This is a genomic window from Streptomyces malachitofuscus, assembly GCF_055571035.1.
Genome location: NZ_JBVIGA010000040.1, coordinates 38358 through 55174, shown reverse-complemented (window position 1 = coordinate 55174; position 16817 = coordinate 38358). Strand labels below are relative to the sequence as shown.

The following is a 16817-nucleotide window of genomic DNA, read 5'->3' as shown; positions in this document are numbered from 1 at the left end:
AGCAGCGGCAGCGGTTCACTGCTGGTGACCAGCTCCCGCAGCGGATGCCGGGCCAGCACCGCGTCCACCTCCGGCGTCAACGCCGCCGCCAGCCGCGACGCCGCCGGACGGCTCTCGTCCCGCAGCGCGTCCACGGCCGCGAGCAGCACGCTTCTCGGCTCCGTGTCGGGCACCGAGGCCGCCGCCCGCTCGTACAGCCGGGCGCCCTCCTCCAGCACCACCTCGGTGTCCATGCCCGCCGGAATCTTGATCTGCGCGTGGTGCCGCCAGGTGGTGACCGGATCGCCCCACGCCTCGACGGTGTACGTCCACAGCCCGGGCTCCCCCGCGGTGACGGTCGCCCCCCACCGGTCCGTGCCCGGCGCCAGCTCCCGCATCGGCGTGAACGGTCCCCGGCGCCCCTCGGGGTCCCGCAGCACCACATCGGCGGCCACCGCGTCGTGCCCCTCCCGGAACACGGTGGCCGAGATCTCGAACGTCTCACCGGTCACGGCCTTCGCCGGCCGGCGCCCCTGCCGGACCATCGGGCGGACGTCCAGCACGGGGATGCGCCCCACGGCGGTCGGGGGACCGGCGGCGGGCGGTGCGGGGGCCGCGTCGGGGGACGAGGGGGGCCCGGTCTCGGTACGGCGGCCGGGAGAGACCGCCCCGGCGCCGCGTTTCACGGGCGCCGGGGTGCCGGGCGCGGGAGGTGATGACGAGTGGTGCTTGGCGGGCATGACCGCTCCTGTCCGCGTCAACGTGGGTGGGCGGATGACTGTGGGGAGGTGGGTCCTGCGGGGTTTCTGTGGGGTGTACCCGCAGGAGCCTTCCCACACTGCTCGGGTGGGCAATCCGGCACGTTGCTAACTACTCACGCGTATGTCGACACACAAGTCCGGCCCCGTCCGCACGGGACGGAGCCGGTCCCGGGAGCGCCCCCCGTGGGCTCGTTCCCACCGCCCTCGTCGCGACTCCCGGGCCGTCGGCCTCCGGTCTTCTGCCGGGGTGCCGTCAGGAGCGCGGAACCTGCAGCAGCCGGTTCGGCGAACCGAGCCCGCGCCGCGTCACCTTTCCCCTCACCGCCCCCTTGACCAGCGCCTTCGACACCTGGGCCGGGGTCGCCCGCCGGTGCTCGGCGAGATACAGCGCCGCCGCGCCCGCCGCGTGCGGGGACGCCATCGACGTACCCGAGTGAGTGGCCCGTGCGGTGTCGCCGGCGGCGGAGGCCGAGGTGATCGACGCACCCGGGGCGAACAGATCGAGCGCCGAGCCGTGGTTGGAAAAGGCCGGTTTCTTGTCCCCCCGGTCGGTCGCGCCGACCGTGACGGCCTGTTTCACGCCTGCCGGGGAGTAGAGCGCCGCCGGCATGCCTTCGTTGCCCGCGGCGACCGTGTAGGTGACGCCGGAGGCTATGGAGGTACGGACGGCGGCGTTCAGCTGTGCGTTGTGGAAGCCGCCCAGACTGAGATTGGCGACCGCGGGCTTCCTCGCGTTCCGGGTCACCCAGTCGATACCGGCGATCACCTGGGCCGTGGTGCCCGAACCTGCGTCGTCGAGAACGCGGACGGAGACGATCCCGGCCTTCTTGGCGACCCCGTACGCCGTGCCCGCGACGATGCCGGCGACATGCGTGCCGTGCCCGTTTCCGTCCTGGGCGTTCCGGTCGTTCTGCACGAAGTCCCAGCCGTGGCGGGCCCGGCCGGCGAACTCCTTGTGCGTGATGCGCACGCCCGTGTCGATCACGTACACCGTCACCCCGGCGCCCGCCCGCTCCGGCGAGGTGTAGCGGCGGTTCGGCGGCAGGGCGCGCTGGTCGATCCGGTCCAGGCCCCAGGACGGCGGTCTCGGCTGTGTCCGGTCCAGTTCCACACGCGTGTCCTGCACGACCGAGACGACCCGGGGATCGGCCGCCAGACGCCGGGCCTGCCCCGGGTCGGCCCGTACGGCGTACCCGTTCAGCACCGTGCCGTAGGTGTGGCTGATTCTCGCCCCGTACGCCGCGGCGAGGTCCCGGCCCGCCGCCGAGTGGGCCGCCGTCCCCTCCTCGAGCGTCACCAGGTAACTGCCCGCCACGGAGCCGGGCGCACCGGCTCCGCGCACGGGCCCCTGAGGTGCGGCGTGCGCGGGCAGGGTGGCGGCCGAGACCGCCGCGGCGCACAGCACCGCCGTGCCGCCCCCCACCCGGCGCAGACGCCGTGTCCGCGTCCGTGCCATGGTCCGAGTTCCCCTCCCTGGTCCTTTCGAGCCCTGCTGGTCCGGCCGTACCGGGCTCGCGGGTGCTCCCGGCGCCTTCTCCCGCCCGGGCGGGATGCCCCCACCGCCGCCCCGCCCGGTCCGGGTTGCCCTGCCGCCCCGCCGTCCCCGGCGCCGCCGGTCCATGTCCTCGGCCGGGGCCCGGTCCGGACGGCGGGATACGGCTCCGGCGCGGGCCGGTACCTCCGGAGGGCAGCGTCTCGTGCGGGGGAGAAGCGGGGCAAGGACGCCCATGGGGGCGGAATCGGCCATATCGGCTTTGAGGCGAATCGTTTGGGTAGGCGGAGCGGGGTGGCTGTGTCTCCCGGCTTCCCGCGCGGACGGTGTTCGCGCGGGTACTGTCGGCAGCGATGCCCGGACGCACACCGCGTCTCTCACGAACGCGCCGAGGTGGCTTGTGAAGGCGATCCGTCGATTCACCGTCCGACCCGTGCTCCCCGAACCCCTGCGCCCCCTGAGTGACCTGGCCCGCAATCTGCGGTGGTCCTGGCACTCCGGGACCCGTGACCTGTTCCGCTCCGTCGACCCCGAGCGCTGGGCCGCCGCCGGCTGCGATCCCGTGCGGCTGCTCGGCAGCGTGGCGACCGAACGGCTCACGGAGCTGGCCGGCGACCGCGCCTTCCTGGACCGCCTGGACGCGGTCGCGGAGGATCTGCACGCCTACATGACCGGCGACCGCTGGTACCAGGCGCAGACCGACCGCATGCCCGCCGCCGTCGCCTACTTCTCCCCGGAGTTCGGCATCACGGCCGCCCTGCCGCAGTACTCCGGGGGCCTCGGCATCCTGGCCGGCGACCATCTGAAGGCGGCCAGCGACCTCGGCGTCCCCCTCATCGGCGTCGGTCTGCTCTACCGGCACGGCTACTTCCGCCAGTCCCTGTCCCGGGACGGCTGGCAGCAGGAGCACTACCCCGTCCTCGACCCCAACGAGCTGCCCCTGGACCAGCTCAAGGAGTCCGACGGCACCCCCGCGCAGATCACCCTCGCGCTGCCCGGCGGCCGGTCGCTGCGCGCGCGGATCTGGCTGGCACAGGTGGGCAGGATCCCGCTGCTCCTGCTGGACTCCGACGTCGAGGAGAACGACCTCGGCGAGCGCGGGGTGACCGACCGGCTCTACGGCGGCGGCAGCGAGCACCGGCTGCTCCAGGAGATGCTGCTCGGCATAGGAGGGGTCCGCGCGGTCCGCACGTACTGCGGGCTCACCGGGCATGCCGAACCGGAGGTCTTCCACACCAACGAGGGCCACGCCGGCTTCCTCGGCCTGGAACGCATCGCAGAACTGCGCGCCGAGGGGCTGGACTTCGACGCGGCGCTGGAGGCGGTCCGCGCGGGGACCGTGTTCACCACCCACACGCCCGTCCCGGCCGGCATCGACCGGTTCGACCGGGAACTGGTCGCCCGGCACTTCGGTCCGCACGCCGAACTGCCGCACATGGAGGTCGACCGCATCCTCCGGCTCGGCATGGAGACCTACCCCGGGGGCGAGTCCAACCTGTTCAACATGGCCGTGATGGGCCTGCGCCTGGCCCAGCGCGCCAACGGTGTCTCCCTGCTGCACGGCCAGGTCAGCCGCGAGATGTTCTCCGGGCTCTGGCCGGGCTTCGACCCCGAGGAGGTGCCGATCACCTCCGTGACCAACGGGGTGCACGCGCCCACCTGGGTCGCCCCCGAGGTGTTCCGCCTCGGCGCCCGGCAGATCGGCACCCAGCGCGCCGAGGAGGCGCTGAGCGTCGGCGACTCCGACCGCTGGGACTCCGTGGCGGACATCGCCGACCAGGACATCTGGGAGCTGCGCCGGTCACTGCGCGAACTGCTGGTGCTGGAGGTCCGTGAGCGGCTGCGCGCCTCCTGGCGGCAGCGCGGTGCCGGCACGGCGGAACTCGGCTGGATCGACGGGGTGCTCGACCCGGACGTGCTGACCATCGGTTTCGCCCGGCGCGTTCCGTCGTACAAGCGGCTGACGCTGATGCTGCGCGACCGGGACCGGCTGATGGACCTGTTGCTGCATCCCGAGCGGCCGGTGCAGATCGTGATCGCGGGCAAGGCGCACCCGGCGGACGACGGCGGCAAGCGGCTCATCCAGGAACTGGTCAGGTTCGCCGACGACCCCCGCGTACGCCACCGGATCGTGTTCCTGCCCGACTACGGCATGGCGATGGCGCAGAAGCTCTATCCCGGCTGCGACATCTGGCTGAACAACCCGCTGAGGCCGCTGGAGGCGTGCGGCACCAGCGGGATGAAGGCCGCGCTCAACGGGTGCCTCAACCTGTCCGTGCTCGACGGCTGGTGGGACGAGTGGTTCCAGCCCGACTTCGGCTGGGCCATCCCCACGGCGGACGGCGCAGGGACGGACCCGGACCGGCGCGACGAGATAGAGGCCGCGGCGCTGTACGACCTGCTGGAGCAGCGGGTGACACGGTCCTTCTACGAACGCGGCCGCAGCGGGCTGCCCGACCGCTGGATCGAGATGGTGCGCCGGACACTGAGCCTGCTCGGCCCCAAGGTGCTGGCCGGCCGCATGGTCCGCGAGTACGTCGAGCGCCTGTACGTGCCCGCCGCGCACGCGCACCGCGCGATGGACCCGGACTCGGCCCGGGCGCTCGCCGCGTGGAAGGCGAGGGTGCGCGGTGCCTGGCGCGGGGTGACGGTCGACCATGTCGAGACGTCCGTGACGACGGTCACCGCGGAACTCGGCACGACGCTCGGGCTGCGGGTGCGGGTGGGGCTCGGCGGTCTGAAGCCGGAGGACGTCGAGGTGCAGGCGGTCTCCGGGCGGGTGGACGAGGAGGACCGCATCACCGATGCGGCGGCCGTACCGCTGAAGCCGGTGGGCGCGCCCGACCAGGAGGGCCGCTGGGTGTACGAGGGGCCGCTGTCCCTGGACCGCACGGGCCCCTTCGGCTACACGGTCCGCATCCTCCCCAGCCACCGCCTGCTCGCCTCCGGCGCGGAGATGGGACTGCTCGCGGTCCCGTCGGAGGACCTGGCGGAGGCGGCGGGCCTCCTGATGCGGTGAGCGTCACCGGCCCGCTCGGCATGACTCAGCCTCGGCAAAACTCGGCCGGTCCGGCACAATCCAGCCCCTCCGGCGTTTGAGGAGCGGGGGTCCGGGGGCAGCGCCCCCGGGGACGGGACGGGACGGGACGGGAAGGGGCGGCGGGGGCGACCAACCGTGGACGCAGGCTGCGGCGTAGGAAAACCGGACGTCAGTCCTGGTCGATGCCCCGGTTGGCCAGCCGCCGCAGCACCTTCCCGCAGCGGCGGGCGTAGGCGTGCTGGAGCCCCCGCGTCGCGGGACCCCCCGCGCGGGCGTACCAGCGCGCCGCCCTGCTGAACGCCGAGACGGTCAGCCACACCGTCCCGTCCCCCGTGCGGTCCACCACGAACGCCTCCTCGCCGCTCTCCGGATGCCCGGCCAGCGTGCCGTACGCCCAGCCCGCCCTGCGGTGTTCCTCCACCGTCCACACCACCCGGCAGGGCGCCTTGACCACCCCGGCGAGGGTGACGGTGACGTCGACGTCCGGGGCCGCCCGGTCGGCGGTGGCGTCGATGCCGACGCCCAGCTCCCGGTGCAGTTCCCAGGTGAGCAGCGCCTCCGCCGCCTGCCGGAAGACGGGCTCGCCCTCGCCGAGCCGGGTGCGCACCCGCATGGGGTGGAAGCCGGGAGGGCAGAAACCGGGGTCCCGGGTCGCGCCGACGTGGTCGTAGGTGAAGTCCGCCGAAGACATGGGACCCAAGAGTAGGGCGGCGCCCACGCCTTCGGGGAAGGCGGGGCGCCGCTCATGTCACTCGTTCCCGGTTTACGGGAAGGTGAGCTTCCAGCCGCTGATGTAGCCGGTGTCGTAGCGTGCCCGGTCCTGCACCCGCAGCTGCCAGGTGCCGTTGGCCGCCTCGGCGGAGGCGTTGACCGTGAAGGTCTCCTTGATGTCGTCCGCGGAGCCGCCGGTGCGGTTGCGCAGGTTGTAGACGGTGCCGTCCGGGGCCACCAGGTCGACGACCAGGTCACCGCTCCAGGTGTGCTCGATGTCGACCGCCACCTGGAGGTTGGAGGGCGCGTTGCCCGACCGTCCGGTGACGGTGATCGAGGAGGTCACCGCGGCGCCGTTGTCCGGGATCGACACGTCGGCGGTGTTCTCGAAGGACGTGCCGCCACCGCCGCCGTCACCGGGGCGCGAGCCGACGTTGATGGCCGCCCACGCGTCCTGCACCGCCTTGTACTCGGCGCTGTCCGTGCCGTACAGCTCACCGGTCGCCGCCAGGGTGCCGGTGCGGGCGCCCGCGTAGTTGGTGGTGGAGGTGAACTTGGTGGTCAGCGCGCGGAACCAGATCTTCTCCGCCTTGGCGCGGCCGATGCCGGTGACCGGGAGGCCGTCCGAGGTGGGCGAGTCGTAGGTGACACCGTTGATGGTCTTGGTGCCGCTGCCCTCGCTCAGCAGGTAGAAGAAGTGGTTGGCGGGGCCGGACGAGTAGTGGACGTCGATGTTGCCGATGCCCGAGTACCAGGAGTCCTTGGACGCGCCGTCCTTGCTCGGCTTGTCCATGTAGCGCAGCGGCGTGCCGTCGCCGTTGATGTCGATCTCCTCGCCGATGAGGTAGTCACCGACGTCGGAGGAGTTGTTGGCGTAGAACTCGACCGTGGAGCCGAAGATGTCGCTGGTCGCCTCGTTGAGGCCGCCGGACTCGCCGCTGTAGATCAGGCCGGCGGTGTTCGAGGTCAGACCGTGGGTCATCTCGTGCGCGGCGACGTCGATCGAGGTGAGCGGGTTGGCGTTGCCCGACCCGTCGCCGTACGTCATGCAGAAGCAGCTGTCCGACCAGAACGCGTTGACGTAGTTGTTGCCGTAGTGGACGCGGGAGTAGGCGCCCACCCCGTCACCGCGGATGCCGCTGCGGCCGTGCACGTTCTTGTAGTAGTCCCAGGTCAGCGCGGCCCCGTAGTGGGCGTCGGCGCCGGCCGACTCCGCGTTGGAAGGGCTGCCGTTGCCCCAGACGTCGTCCGCCCCGGAGAACAGCGTGCCGGTGCCGGAGGTCCCCCGGTTGAGGTTGTAGGTCTTGTGCCCGCCGCGCGCCCCGTCGGTGAGGTTGTACGACGACCCGGACTGCGTGGTGGTCAGGTCGACGGTGCCGCTGTAGACGGTGTGGCCGGTCCCGTTCTGGACGGCCTGCCACTCGAAGAGCTTCTCGCCCGTGGTGGCGTCCGTGACGACGTGCAGTTCCTGCGGGGTGCCGTCGTGCTGGAGGCCGCCCACGACCGTCTCGTACGCCACGACCGGCTTGCCCTCGGCAGCCCAGATCACCTTGCGCGGGGCGCGATCGACGTCGGCGCCCTTGGCCTCCTCGGCCTTCGCCGCGGACAGGGCCTGCCGCTCGGCCGCGGCGGCCGGCACCTTGGCGGTGGTGGTCGCGGGCTGCACCGCGGCCCGGGTGGCCTTGACGACGGAGTCGGCCTCGCCGGCCGTGTCGCCCTGCACGACGAGATCGCCGCCGAGGACGGGCAGACCGTCGTAGGTGCGTTCGTAGCGGACGTGCACGGTGCCGTCGCGGTCCTTGAGCACGTCACGGACGACGAGCTTCTCCTTCGCACCCAGCCCGAGGTCCTTGGCGGTCTCCGCCTTGGTGGCGTTCGCCTCGCGGATCAGCGCGGCGCGCTGGGCGGGGGTGAGCTTGACCGACTCGGAACCCGGCTTCGCCTTGCTCGCGGCCGCCGGCGTCTGTTCGGGGGCGGCGGTGGCGCTGCCGGACTGCACGGCCGTGGCGATCAGCGCGGCCACCCCGGCGAGGGCGACGGCGGCGGCGCGGCGGTGCGTGGTGTGGGGGGTGCGTCTGTGGGACGACCTGGTTCTCAACGCTGACTCCTTCTGCGTGGCCGCGGGTCGCGCGGCCTGGGGAGACCGGCCGGCGGGTGAGCCGCCCGGGCAGAACGGAAGTGCTCTGAGCCGTGGCCGCCGTGCAGCGGGAGCGATGACGCTGTGGGGTTGCTGTGCAGCGGCCGTGGGAAGAGTGGCAGGGGATCGCGGTTGCTGTCAGGAGCGCGTCAAGACTTTGGCCGGAAATCGTTCGTTGTCCGGGAGTTCGCGTTCGGTATACGAACGGGTCACCCGCGCGGCGCGAGCAGCGGGGGCGACGGGATCAGCCGTCCGCGGACATGAGGCGCGTGACGTCGACGGAGCCGGCCCCCGTCCGGGGTGCGGGGATCGCCGCCCACAGCGCGGCCAGCGCGGCGAACGTGACGACGAGCGCGACGACGCCGCGGCGGCCGGTCGCCCACCGCGCCCGGAACCGCACCGGATCCTCCACCAGCACCTTGGACAGCCAGGCCGCCAGGACCGACACGGCGACGACGACGGCCGTACGGGGCGGGCCGGACAGACCGAGCCGTTCCTCGTCGAGCAGCAGGAACACCGGCCAGTGCCACAGGTAGAGGCTGTACGACAGTCCGCCGAGCCGGCGCAGCACGGATGCGGCGAGGAGACGGCCCAGCGGGCCGAGCGGCGCCTGGGCGAGACAGCCGACGAGCAGGGCGGCGGCCAGCGAATGCAGGAACAGACCCCCCTGGAACAGCGACGGGGTCCGCTGACCGTCGGCCAGCGCCCAGTACACCCCGATCCCGCAGGCCAGGACCGCACCGGACCGGCGCAGGGTGGCCTCGCGGACGCGGGCGAACAGTCGCGCGGCCGGCGCCGTGGCCGCCAGCGAACCGAGCAGCAGGGCGAAGGCGCGGGTGTCGGTCCCCTCGTACACGCGGGTCGTGTCGCCGGGGCCCGCCGAGGCGGCGAGGGCGACCATGAGGACCAGCGAGACGACGGCCCCCGCCCCGGCCGCGGCGGCGACGCGCCGGTCCGCGTCGAGTCCCCGGGCGATCAGCCCCACCAGCAGCGGCCAGAGCAGGTAGAACTGCTCCTCGACGGCGATGCTCCACAAGTGGCCGAAGACCCGGGTGTCCGCCCCGTTCCAGTAACCGGCCCGGTCGGTGATGAAGTGCCAGTTGGTGAGGTTCGCCGCGACCCAGGGGGTGTCGTCGAGCGCGAACCGGAGCAGGGACGGCGGACCGAACGCCAGGACGAGCAGCAGGGTGCCCGCCACGGTGACGGCGAGCGCGGGCAGCAGCCGGCGTGCCCGCCGTCCCCAGAACGCAACGAGATCGATACGGCCGCCGCCCTCCCGCGCCTCCTTCAGCAACAGGCCGGTGATCAGGAAACCGGACAGGACGAAGAAGAGATCGACGCCGAGGAAGCCGCCGCCGAGATGACCGGCGTGGAAGAGCAGCACCCCCAGGACGGCCACGCCCCGCAGCCCGTCCAGCGGTGCGATGTGCCGCCGCCCGGCGGTGCGCCGGTGCTTCGTCCTGAGGGGTGCTGTCCGCATGGGTGGGGTCTCCAGGGGGTGGGGCCGAAGCGGTCGTGTCGTGTCGTGTGTCACGCACAGCCGAGTCGGCTGAAGACCTTCTCGCCGGTCCAGGACCCGGTGGCCCACTTCTCCGCCTGCGCCGGGGCGAAGCCGTAGAGCCTGTGGAGCTCCTTGCCGAACCACTGGGCGAAGGCGGCCGACCCCTGCTGACAGGAGTGGATGCCGTCCTTGCTGCGCTGAGCCATGGCCGCACCGCTGTCGGTGCCCCACAGGGAGGCGGAGTCGAGGAAGCGGACCGAGTCGGAACGCCCGTCCGCGACGGCCTTCGCGGACCCCGGCGCGGCCTTGATCTCGGCCTCGTGCGGCGTGTAGAAGTCGTCCACCTCGAACGGGGGCGCCGACACCAGGAGCAGCTCGGCGCCCGCGTCGGCCACGGCCTCCGCCAGCCGGGTGTAGGCGGCGCGCTGCTCGTCGGGCGTGCCCCAGTCGTAGGTGGTGATCTGGTAGGCGACGACGTCCGGCCGGAAGGACTTCAGGGTTTTCGGCAGGGCCTTCCAGGTGGGTTCGGCGATCTCGCCGACCACTCCGCCGCCGCCGGTGGAGGCCATCGACTCGAACTCCACGCCGGCGGCCTCCATGGCCGCGCCCACGGCCGGTACCTGCGCCTCACTGATGGAGTCGCCCATCCACAGCAGCCGCTGCGGCTTCGTGTCGCTCATCTCGCCGTCGTCCCGGGCGTCGGATCCGGCGACGGACGTGGTGGCGCCGCCGGACGCGCCCGCAGCCGAGTCCCCCGCGTCCTGGCAGGCGGTCAGCGCGATCAGCGCCGCCGCCGACACCAGGGCGAGTCGGGCGGTACGGCGGGGGAGGGGAAGGTTCTCGAAGTTCATGCCTCGAGCACAGACGACGCCCGCGCCGCCCGGAACGCCTGTCATCGTTTCCTCATACGACGCGGAAACGGGCGTCATACGCTGCCGTCATCCTGGTCACGAACCGACAACCCCGCAGCCCCGCCGGAGAAGAGCGCACCACCCATGGTCCGAGTCCTGCTCATCGAAGACGACCCCGCCGTGCAGAAGGGAGTGACCCTCGCACTGAGACGCCGGGGGCACGAGGTGGAGGTCGCCGGCAGCGGCGAGACGGGACTGCTGGCGCTGCAACGCCGCCGGCCCGACCTGGTCCTGCTCGACCTGATGCTGCCCCGGATGAGCGGCCTGGAGGTGTGCCGCAGGATCCGGGAGAACCAGCAGCTCCCCGTCATCATCCTCTCCGCGCGCGGCGACGAGATCGATGTGATCGTCGGACTGGAGGCCGGCGCCGACGACTACATCGTCAAACCGGCCGGCCCGGAGATTCTCGCCGCCCGGATGAAGGCCGTCCTGCGCCGGGTCGCGCCCGCCCAGGACGACCAGGCGGCACCCGCCCCGGGAGGGCCGGAACAGCACGGCGGCATCACCGTGGACCGCGCCTCCCTGGTCGTCGCCAAGCGCGGCACCGAACTGGCGCTCGCGCCCTCCGAACTCAAACTGCTGCTGTTCCTCACGGCCACCCCCGGCCAGGTCTACTCCCGCCGGCAACTCCTGGAACAGGTCTGGGAGCACTCGTACTACGGCGACGTCCGCCTCGTCGACGCCTGTGTGATGCGGCTGCGCGCCAAGATCGAGGACGAGCCCCGCAATCCGGTGTACGTGCAGACCGTGCGCGGCTTCGGCTACCGCTTCGGGCCCGTGTGATGGCCCTCCGGCTCCGCCTCCCCCAGGGCCTGCGGACCAGGTTCGTCATCGCCTTCCTGCTCGCCGCCGCGTTCGGCGCCCTGCTCACCGCGGGCCTCACCTTCCAGCAGGCCCGCTCCGCGATCCTGGAGCGCACCCGGAACGCCGCCGTCGCCGACCTGCGTACCCAGCTCGACTCCCTCGCCCCCGAACTGGCCCTCCCACCCGCCACCGAGGACCTGCGGGACCTGACGAGCCAGCTCGACCGGGCGGGCGGGAGCCGGGACTGGCACGCGGCCGCCGCATACCGGGACGGTCCCCTGGTCCCGCGCGCCGAAGGCACCCCGCCGGTGCCCGACGCGCTCCGCCGCGCCGTGGAGGACGACGGGTCGGCGACCTACCAGTACGTCGAACACGGCGGCCGCCCCTGGCTGGCCCTCGGCATGCCCGTCGCCTACGCGGACGCCTCCGGCACCACCGACGCCGCGGACCGGCTCTCCGGGCTGACGGCTTATGTGGCCTTCCCGCTCGACGACGACGAGACGGACGTCGGCGCCCTGGTCACCGCCGCCCAGGCCGGCGCGCTCGCCGCGCTGCTGCTCGCCCTCGTACCGGCCCTGCTCGCGGCCCGCAGCGTGCTGCGCCCCGTACGGCGCCTGCGCCACGGCGCCGAACGCATCACCGCGGGGGAGCTCGGCACCCGCCTCGACGCCGACGGCCACGACGAACTCGCCGCCCTCACCCGCTCCTTCAACACCATGGCAGGCACCCTCGAGAAGGACGACGCCGATCTGCGCCGCATGGAGGCACAGGCGCGCCGGTTCGCCGCCGACGTCGCCCACGAACTGCGCACGCCGCTGGCCGCCATGTCCGCCGTCACCGAAGTGCTCGACGAGGACGCCGCGTCGGGCGTGCTGCCGCCCGACACCGCCGACGCCGTCCGCCTCATCAGCGCGGAGACGCGCACCCTGGCCCGGCTGGTCGAGGACCTGATGGAGGTCTCCCGCTTCGACGCCGGAGCCGCCCAGGTCCACCTGGAGGACGTGGACCTGCGCACCGTCGTCGCCAAGACCCTCCAGGTGCGCGGCTGGACCGGCGACGAGCGCGTCACCGCCCTGCTCCACGAGCCGGTCCCGGTACGCGTCGACCCCCGGCGCATCGACGTCGTCCTGGCCAACCTGGTCGGCAACGCGCTGCGCCACGGACGGCCGCCGGTCACCGTCTCGGCCCGCGCCGGGCACGACCGGGCCCGGCTCACCGTCACCGATCACGGCCCGGGCATCCCCGAGGAGTCGCTCCCGCACGTCTTCGAACGCTTCTACAAGGCCGACACCGCCCGCACCCGCTCCGAGGGCAGCGGCCTCGGCCTCGCCCTCGCGTACGAGAACGCCGTCCTGCACGGCGGCACGCTCACCGCGGCCAACGCCCCCGGCGCAGGAGCCGTGTTCACCCTCACCCTTCCCCTCGCCGGCACCCCGCGGGAGCAGCCGTGACATCCCGTACCCGAGGCGCCCTGCTCGCCGCGCTCCTCGCCGTCGCCGCCACCGGCTGCGGCATCGGCCCCTCCGGCCCCGAGCGGGCGGGCGCGCCCGCGTCGGGAATCCAGCGGCCCGGTGCCGAGGACCGCTCGGTACGCCTCTACTTCACCGGGCCTCACGGCATCCGCGCCGTCACCCGGCCCGCCGAGCGGCCCCTCACCCCGCAACAGGCCCTCGACCTCCTTCTGCAGGGCCCCACCCCGGCCGAGAAGGAACGGGGCCTGACCAGTGAGGTGCCGCCCATGGAGGAACTGCTCACCGCCACCGCGACGACCGGGGCGGTCGACCTCGTCGTCCCCGGCGCGGTCGGCACGGGCGAGCTGGACGTGACGGCGATCAGCCAGCTCGCCTGCACCGCCGCGCACGCCGAGGTTCCCGGCGGCCGGGCGGCCACCGAGGTCGACATCCGCATCCACGAGGACCTCACGCGGTCCCGGACGCCCTGGACCGTCCGGTGCGGGCCCCAGGGCGACGCGGTGCCGGTCATGCGCTGAGGGGGGAACCCCCGGACGGGCCGGAAGGGCGGTCGCCGTGCCAGGAGTGCCACAGCGACGCGTACACGCCGTCGGCCGCCACCAGTTCGTCGTGCGTGCCGAGTTCGGTGAGCCGGCCGTCCTCCATGACGGCCACCCGGTCCGCGTCGTGCGCGGTGTGCAGCCGGTGCGCGACGGCGATGACCGTACGGCCCTCCAGGACGGCGGCCAGCGCCCGCTCGGTGTGCCGGGCGGTCGTCGGATCGAGCTGCGCGGTGGCCTCGTCGAGGATCAGCGTGTGCGGATCGGCCAGCACCACCCGCGCCAGCGCCAGTTGCTGCGCCTGCGAACCGTCGGTGGCGTGGCCGCCCTCGCCCAGCCCGGTGTCCAGCCCCTCCGGCAGCTCCCGCACCCACGCGTCGGCGCCGACCACGGCCAGCGCCGCCCACAACTCCTCGTCGGCTGCGGCCGGTTCGGCGATCCGCAGATTGTCACGGACCGAGCCGAGGAACACATGGTGCTCCTGGGTCACCAGCACCACCTGCCGCCGCAGCCGCTCCGGGTCGAGACCGGCCACCGGCACCCCGCCCACGGTCACCGTCCCCGCGGTCGGCGCGTCCACGCCCGCCATGAGCCGGCTCAGCGTGGTCTTGCCCGCACCGGACGGCCCCACCATCGCCAGCCGCTCACCCGGTGTCACGGTCAGGTCGACTCCGCGCAGCACGTCGACGCCCCCCTCGTAGGCGTAGCGCACCCCGGTCACGTCGATGCGGTCGCCGGCCGGATCCGGAGCGTCCGTCCGCTCCGCCGCGCGCGGCGCCCGCGCCAGGCCCTCCACCCGGGCGAAGGACGCGCCGCCGGCCTGCAACTGCTCCAGCCGCATCAGCACCTCGTCCAGCGGCCCGGTCAGCTGCAGCAGATACAGGGAGGTCGCCACCACCGCCCCGAGACTCACCATGCCCTGCCCGTGCAGCCACCCGCCGAACAGCAGCACCCCGGCCACCGGCACGATGTACGACACCTCGACCAGCGGGAAGAACACCGAGCGCAGGAACAGGGTGTGGAACCGGGTGCGCCGGGAGGTCTCCAGCGCGTCCCGGGAGGCCCGCACGCGCCGTTCCTCCAGCCCGAACGCCTCCACCGTGCGGGCCCCCGCCGCCGTCGCCGCGACGATCTCCGCCACGTCCGAGTTGGCCGCCCCCTCGGCGAGGTAGGCGTCGCGGGCCCGGCGCAGATACCAGCGCAGCACCAGCCAGATCGGCGTCAGCCCGAGCAGCCCCAGCGCACCCAGCAGCGGATCCACCACGAGCACCGCGGCCATGACGAACAGCGACTGCACGGCGTTGACCAGCAGCGCGGGGCCCACGTCCCGCAGGGTCGTGCCCACGGTGGTGACGTCCCCCGTGCCCCGCGCCGTCAGATCACCCGTACCGGCCCGCTCCACCACCGACGAGGGCAGCGCCAGCGCCCGGTCCACGAACCGCTCCCGCACCCGGGCCAGCGTCCGCTCCCCGAAACGGTGTCCCACGTACCGGGCCCAGCGGGACAGCAGCAACTGCGTGACGGCGCACAGCATGATGACCGGCGCCAGCCGGTCCACCGCCGCCACGCCGCCCCCGTCGCGCACCTCGTCGATGATCCGCCCCAGCAGCCAGGGCCCGGCCAGCCCCGCCACGGCCGCCAGCCCGTTCAGCGCCAGCACCCCGGCGAAGGCCCGCCGGTCCGCCCGCACCAGCCCCACGGCCGCCCGGCGCACATCGGCGGGCCCGGCGAGGGGCAGACGCTCCCCGCTCATCGCACGGCCTCCTCTTCGGTGTCCCGGGCCACCAGGTCCCGGTAGCCCGGTTCGTGGTCGAGAAGTCCCTGGTGACTGCCGCTCGCGGCGACCTTCCCGTCGACCAGGAAGACCACCTCGTCGGCCCGCGCGAGCACCAGCGGTGAGGTGGTGACCAGCAGCGTCGTACGGCCCCCGCGGGCCTCGCGCAGCCGGTCGGCGACCGTGGCCTCGGTGTGCGCGTCGAGCGCCGAGGTCGGCTCCACCGCCAGCAGCACCTCCGGGTCGGCCAGCAACGCCCGCGCCCACCGCACCCGTTGCCGCTGCCCGCCGGAGAGGCTGCGGCCCTGAGCGGAAACGGTCGAGGCGAGCCCGTCGGGCAGCCCCTGCACGACGTCGTCGGCGGCGGCCGCGTGCAGCGCGCGCAGCACCTCCTCGTCGGACGGATCCCCGCGCCCGGCCACCACCTCCCGCAGCGGACCGGTGAACAGGTCGGCCTCGGGATCGGCGACCAGGATCCGCTCCCGCACCCGGGCGAGCGCGATCCCGTCCAGCCGGACCCCGCCCCAGGTGGCCGCCGAGGGCGTGTACCGGCCGAGGCGGTCGACCACGGCGAGCGCGTCGGCGGGACGCGTGGCGGCGAGCGCGGTCAGCCGGCCCGGCAGCACCCGCACCCCGGACTCCGGGTCCTCCAGCGCGGAGGGCTCGGCCGGCGGGTCGGCGGTGGCGGCGTCGGCCGGCGGCTCCAGCCGCAGCAGCGCCGCGACCCGCCGCCCGGCCACCACACCGCGGCTCAGCTGGTATCCGCACTCGATGAGGAACATCACCGGCCACACCAGTACGGCCACATAGCCGTACACCGACACCAGCTCGCCCACCGTGATCCCGCCCTGCGCGGCCAGCCGTGCCGCGATCCAGGTCACCCCCGCGAGGAACAGCGTCGGCAGCCCCGCGGCGAGCGCCTGGATCCAGCTGGTCACCGCCCCCACCCGGTACCCCTGCTCCCGCAGCCGCCCCGAGTCCCGGCGGAACGCCTCGGAGACCAGGCTCTTTCCGCCGAGGCCGCTCAGCACCCGCAGCCCGCCCGCGAGATCACCGATCCGCGCCGTCAGCACACCCTGGCGTTCCCGGTACTCCGTCTCGGTCCCCCGCAAGCGCCCCGCCAGCGGCCCGACGACCAGGCCGATCACCGGCACCCCGAGCAGCACCACCACCGCCAGCAGCGGCGACACCGACAGCAGCAGCCCCGCCACCACCGCGTACGCCACGACCGCGCCGATCCCCGGCCCGACGGCCGTGAGCGACTGGGCGATCACCTGCACGTCGCCCACACCGATGGTGACGACCTCCCCGGCCCCGGTCCGCCGCTCCAGCGAGGCACCCAGGCGCACCGTCTGGCCGACCACCACCTTCACCGTGCGGAAGTTGGCGTCCATCCGCACCCGCGTCATCGTGCGGTGCCGCATGATGCTCAGCCAGGCGTTGAACGCGTGCACCACGAACAGGACACCGGTCCACAGCGCCAGCGCCCCCATGTCACCGGGCGCCAGCCCGTCGTCCACCGCCCGCGCCATCAGATAGGGCGTCGCCGCCAGCAGCACCATCCACGCAGTGCCGAACACGGCCCCCGCCGCGCACCGCCCCGGCTGCCGCCGCACGAGCCACCACAGATACCGGGCCCCGCCCCGGCAGTCGGGCGTGCCGGGATCCTCGTACGCGTCGATCATGCGCTCACACT

Annotated in this window: 12 protein-coding genes; 4 read left to right on the top strand and 8 right to left on the bottom strand. The window is 73.6% G+C overall.

Annotated features, from left to right (window positions below):
* Positions 1-719: maltotransferase domain-containing protein (locus tag ACZ44S_RS36645; protein ID WP_466937260.1), on the bottom strand; the 719-nt coding region annotated here is incomplete at its 3' end.
* A gap of 274 nt (positions 720-993) precedes the next feature.
* Complete coding sequence (locus ACZ44S_RS36640) at positions 994-2196, bottom strand: S8 family peptidase (RefSeq protein ID WP_466937258.1); 1203 nt, start codon at positions 2194-2196, stop codon at positions 994-996.
* A 436-nt stretch (positions 2197-2632) separates the two neighbouring features.
* Here ACZ44S_RS36640 and ACZ44S_RS36635 point away from each other — a divergent pair, with 436 nt between their 5' ends.
* The gene (locus tag ACZ44S_RS36635; protein WP_466937256.1) at positions 2633-5251 is read left to right on the top strand and encodes a glycosyltransferase family 1 protein; all 2619 of its coding nucleotides are present in this window, start codon (positions 2633-2635) and stop codon (positions 5249-5251) included.
* Positions 5252-5441: 190 nt separating this feature from the next.
* Here the strand turns inward: ACZ44S_RS36635 and ACZ44S_RS36630 are convergent, their stop codons facing one another.
* The 4 genes from ACZ44S_RS36630 to ACZ44S_RS36615 all read right to left on the bottom strand — a co-directional run bounded on the left by ACZ44S_RS36630 (position 5442) and on the right by ACZ44S_RS36615 (position 10472).
* Positions 5442-5963, bottom strand: a complete 522-nt coding sequence (locus ACZ44S_RS36630; protein ID WP_466937254.1) for a DUF1990 family protein — start codon at positions 5961-5963, stop codon at positions 5442-5444.
* 72 nt (positions 5964-6035) lie between these two features.
* On the bottom strand, positions 6036-8081 hold the full coding sequence (locus ACZ44S_RS36625) for a M4 family metallopeptidase (RefSeq protein ID WP_466937252.1): 2046 nt from the start codon (positions 8079-8081) through the stop codon (positions 6036-6038).
* A 283-nt stretch (positions 8082-8364) separates the two neighbouring features.
* Entirely contained in the window at positions 8365-9600 is a 1236-nt protein-coding gene (locus tag ACZ44S_RS36620; protein WP_466937250.1) for an acyltransferase family protein, read from the bottom strand.
* A gap of 50 nt (positions 9601-9650) precedes the next feature.
* A complete protein-coding gene (locus tag ACZ44S_RS36615; protein WP_466937248.1) occupies positions 9651-10472 on the bottom strand; it encodes an SGNH/GDSL hydrolase family protein in 822 nt (273 codons plus the stop codon).
* Positions 10473-10616: 144 nt separating this feature from the next.
* Here ACZ44S_RS36615 and ACZ44S_RS36610 point away from each other — a divergent pair, with 144 nt between their 5' ends.
* From ACZ44S_RS36610 to ACZ44S_RS36600, 3 genes are read left to right on the top strand one after another with little or no spacing between them, the layout of a single operon-like run.
* Positions 10617-11315 carry a response regulator gene (locus tag ACZ44S_RS36610; protein ID WP_466937246.1) on the top strand — a complete coding sequence of 233 codons (699 nt, stop codon included), beginning with the start codon at positions 10617-10619 and terminating at the stop codon, positions 11313-11315.
* Positions 11315-12787 (top strand): sensor histidine kinase, encoded by a 1473-nt coding sequence (locus ACZ44S_RS36605; protein ID WP_466937244.1) that lies wholly within the window; start codon positions 11315-11317, stop codon positions 12785-12787. Before ACZ44S_RS36610 ends, ACZ44S_RS36605 begins: the two co-directional genes overlap by 1 nt.
* On the top strand, positions 12784-13326 hold the full coding sequence (locus tag ACZ44S_RS36600; RefSeq protein WP_466937242.1) for a GerMN domain-containing protein: 543 nt from the start codon (positions 12784-12786) through the stop codon (positions 13324-13326). Before ACZ44S_RS36605 ends, ACZ44S_RS36600 begins: the two co-directional genes overlap by 4 nt.
* Here ACZ44S_RS36600 and ACZ44S_RS36595 read toward each other — a convergent pair.
* Entirely contained in the window at positions 13316-15100 is a 1785-nt protein-coding gene (locus ACZ44S_RS36595; protein WP_466937240.1) for an ABC transporter ATP-binding protein, read from the bottom strand. The two genes, ACZ44S_RS36600 and ACZ44S_RS36595, sit on opposite strands and share 11 nt — an antisense overlap.
* Entirely contained in the window at positions 15097-16806 is a 1710-nt protein-coding gene (locus ACZ44S_RS36590; RefSeq protein WP_466937238.1) for an ABC transporter transmembrane domain-containing protein, read from the bottom strand. The genes ACZ44S_RS36595 and ACZ44S_RS36590 overlap by 4 nt, the downstream gene beginning before the upstream one ends.
* Positions 16807-16817: the final 11 nt, after the last annotated feature.

Bases quoted from the DNA above. Each gene is read 5' to 3' on its own strand.
- ACZ44S_RS36630 (WP_466937254.1), bottom strand. From the start codon at position 5,963: ATGTCTTCGGCGGACTTCACCTACGACCACGTCGGCGCGACCCGGGAC.
- ACZ44S_RS36595 (WP_466937240.1), bottom strand. From the start codon at position 15,100: ATGAGCGGGGAGCGTCTGCCCCTCGCCGGGCCCGCCGATGTGCGCCGG.
- ACZ44S_RS36610 (WP_466937246.1), top strand. From the start codon at position 10,617: ATGGTCCGAGTCCTGCTCATCGAAGACGACCCCGCCGTGCAGAAGGGA.
- ACZ44S_RS36615 (WP_466937248.1), bottom strand. From the start codon at position 10,472: ATGAACTTCGAGAACCTTCCCCTCCCCCGCCGTACCGCCCGACTCGCC.
- ACZ44S_RS36620 (WP_466937250.1), bottom strand. From the start codon at position 9,600: ATGCGGACAGCACCCCTCAGGACGAAGCACCGGCGCACCGCCGGGCGG.
- ACZ44S_RS36640 (WP_466937258.1), bottom strand. From the start codon at position 2,196: ATGGCACGGACGCGGACACGGCGTCTGCGCCGGGTGGGGGGCGGCACG.
- ACZ44S_RS36590 (WP_466937238.1), bottom strand. From the start codon at position 16,806: ATGATCGACGCGTACGAGGATCCCGGCACGCCCGACTGCCGGGGCGGG.
- ACZ44S_RS36605 (WP_466937244.1), top strand. From the start codon at position 11,315: ATGGCCCTCCGGCTCCGCCTCCCCCAGGGCCTGCGGACCAGGTTCGTC.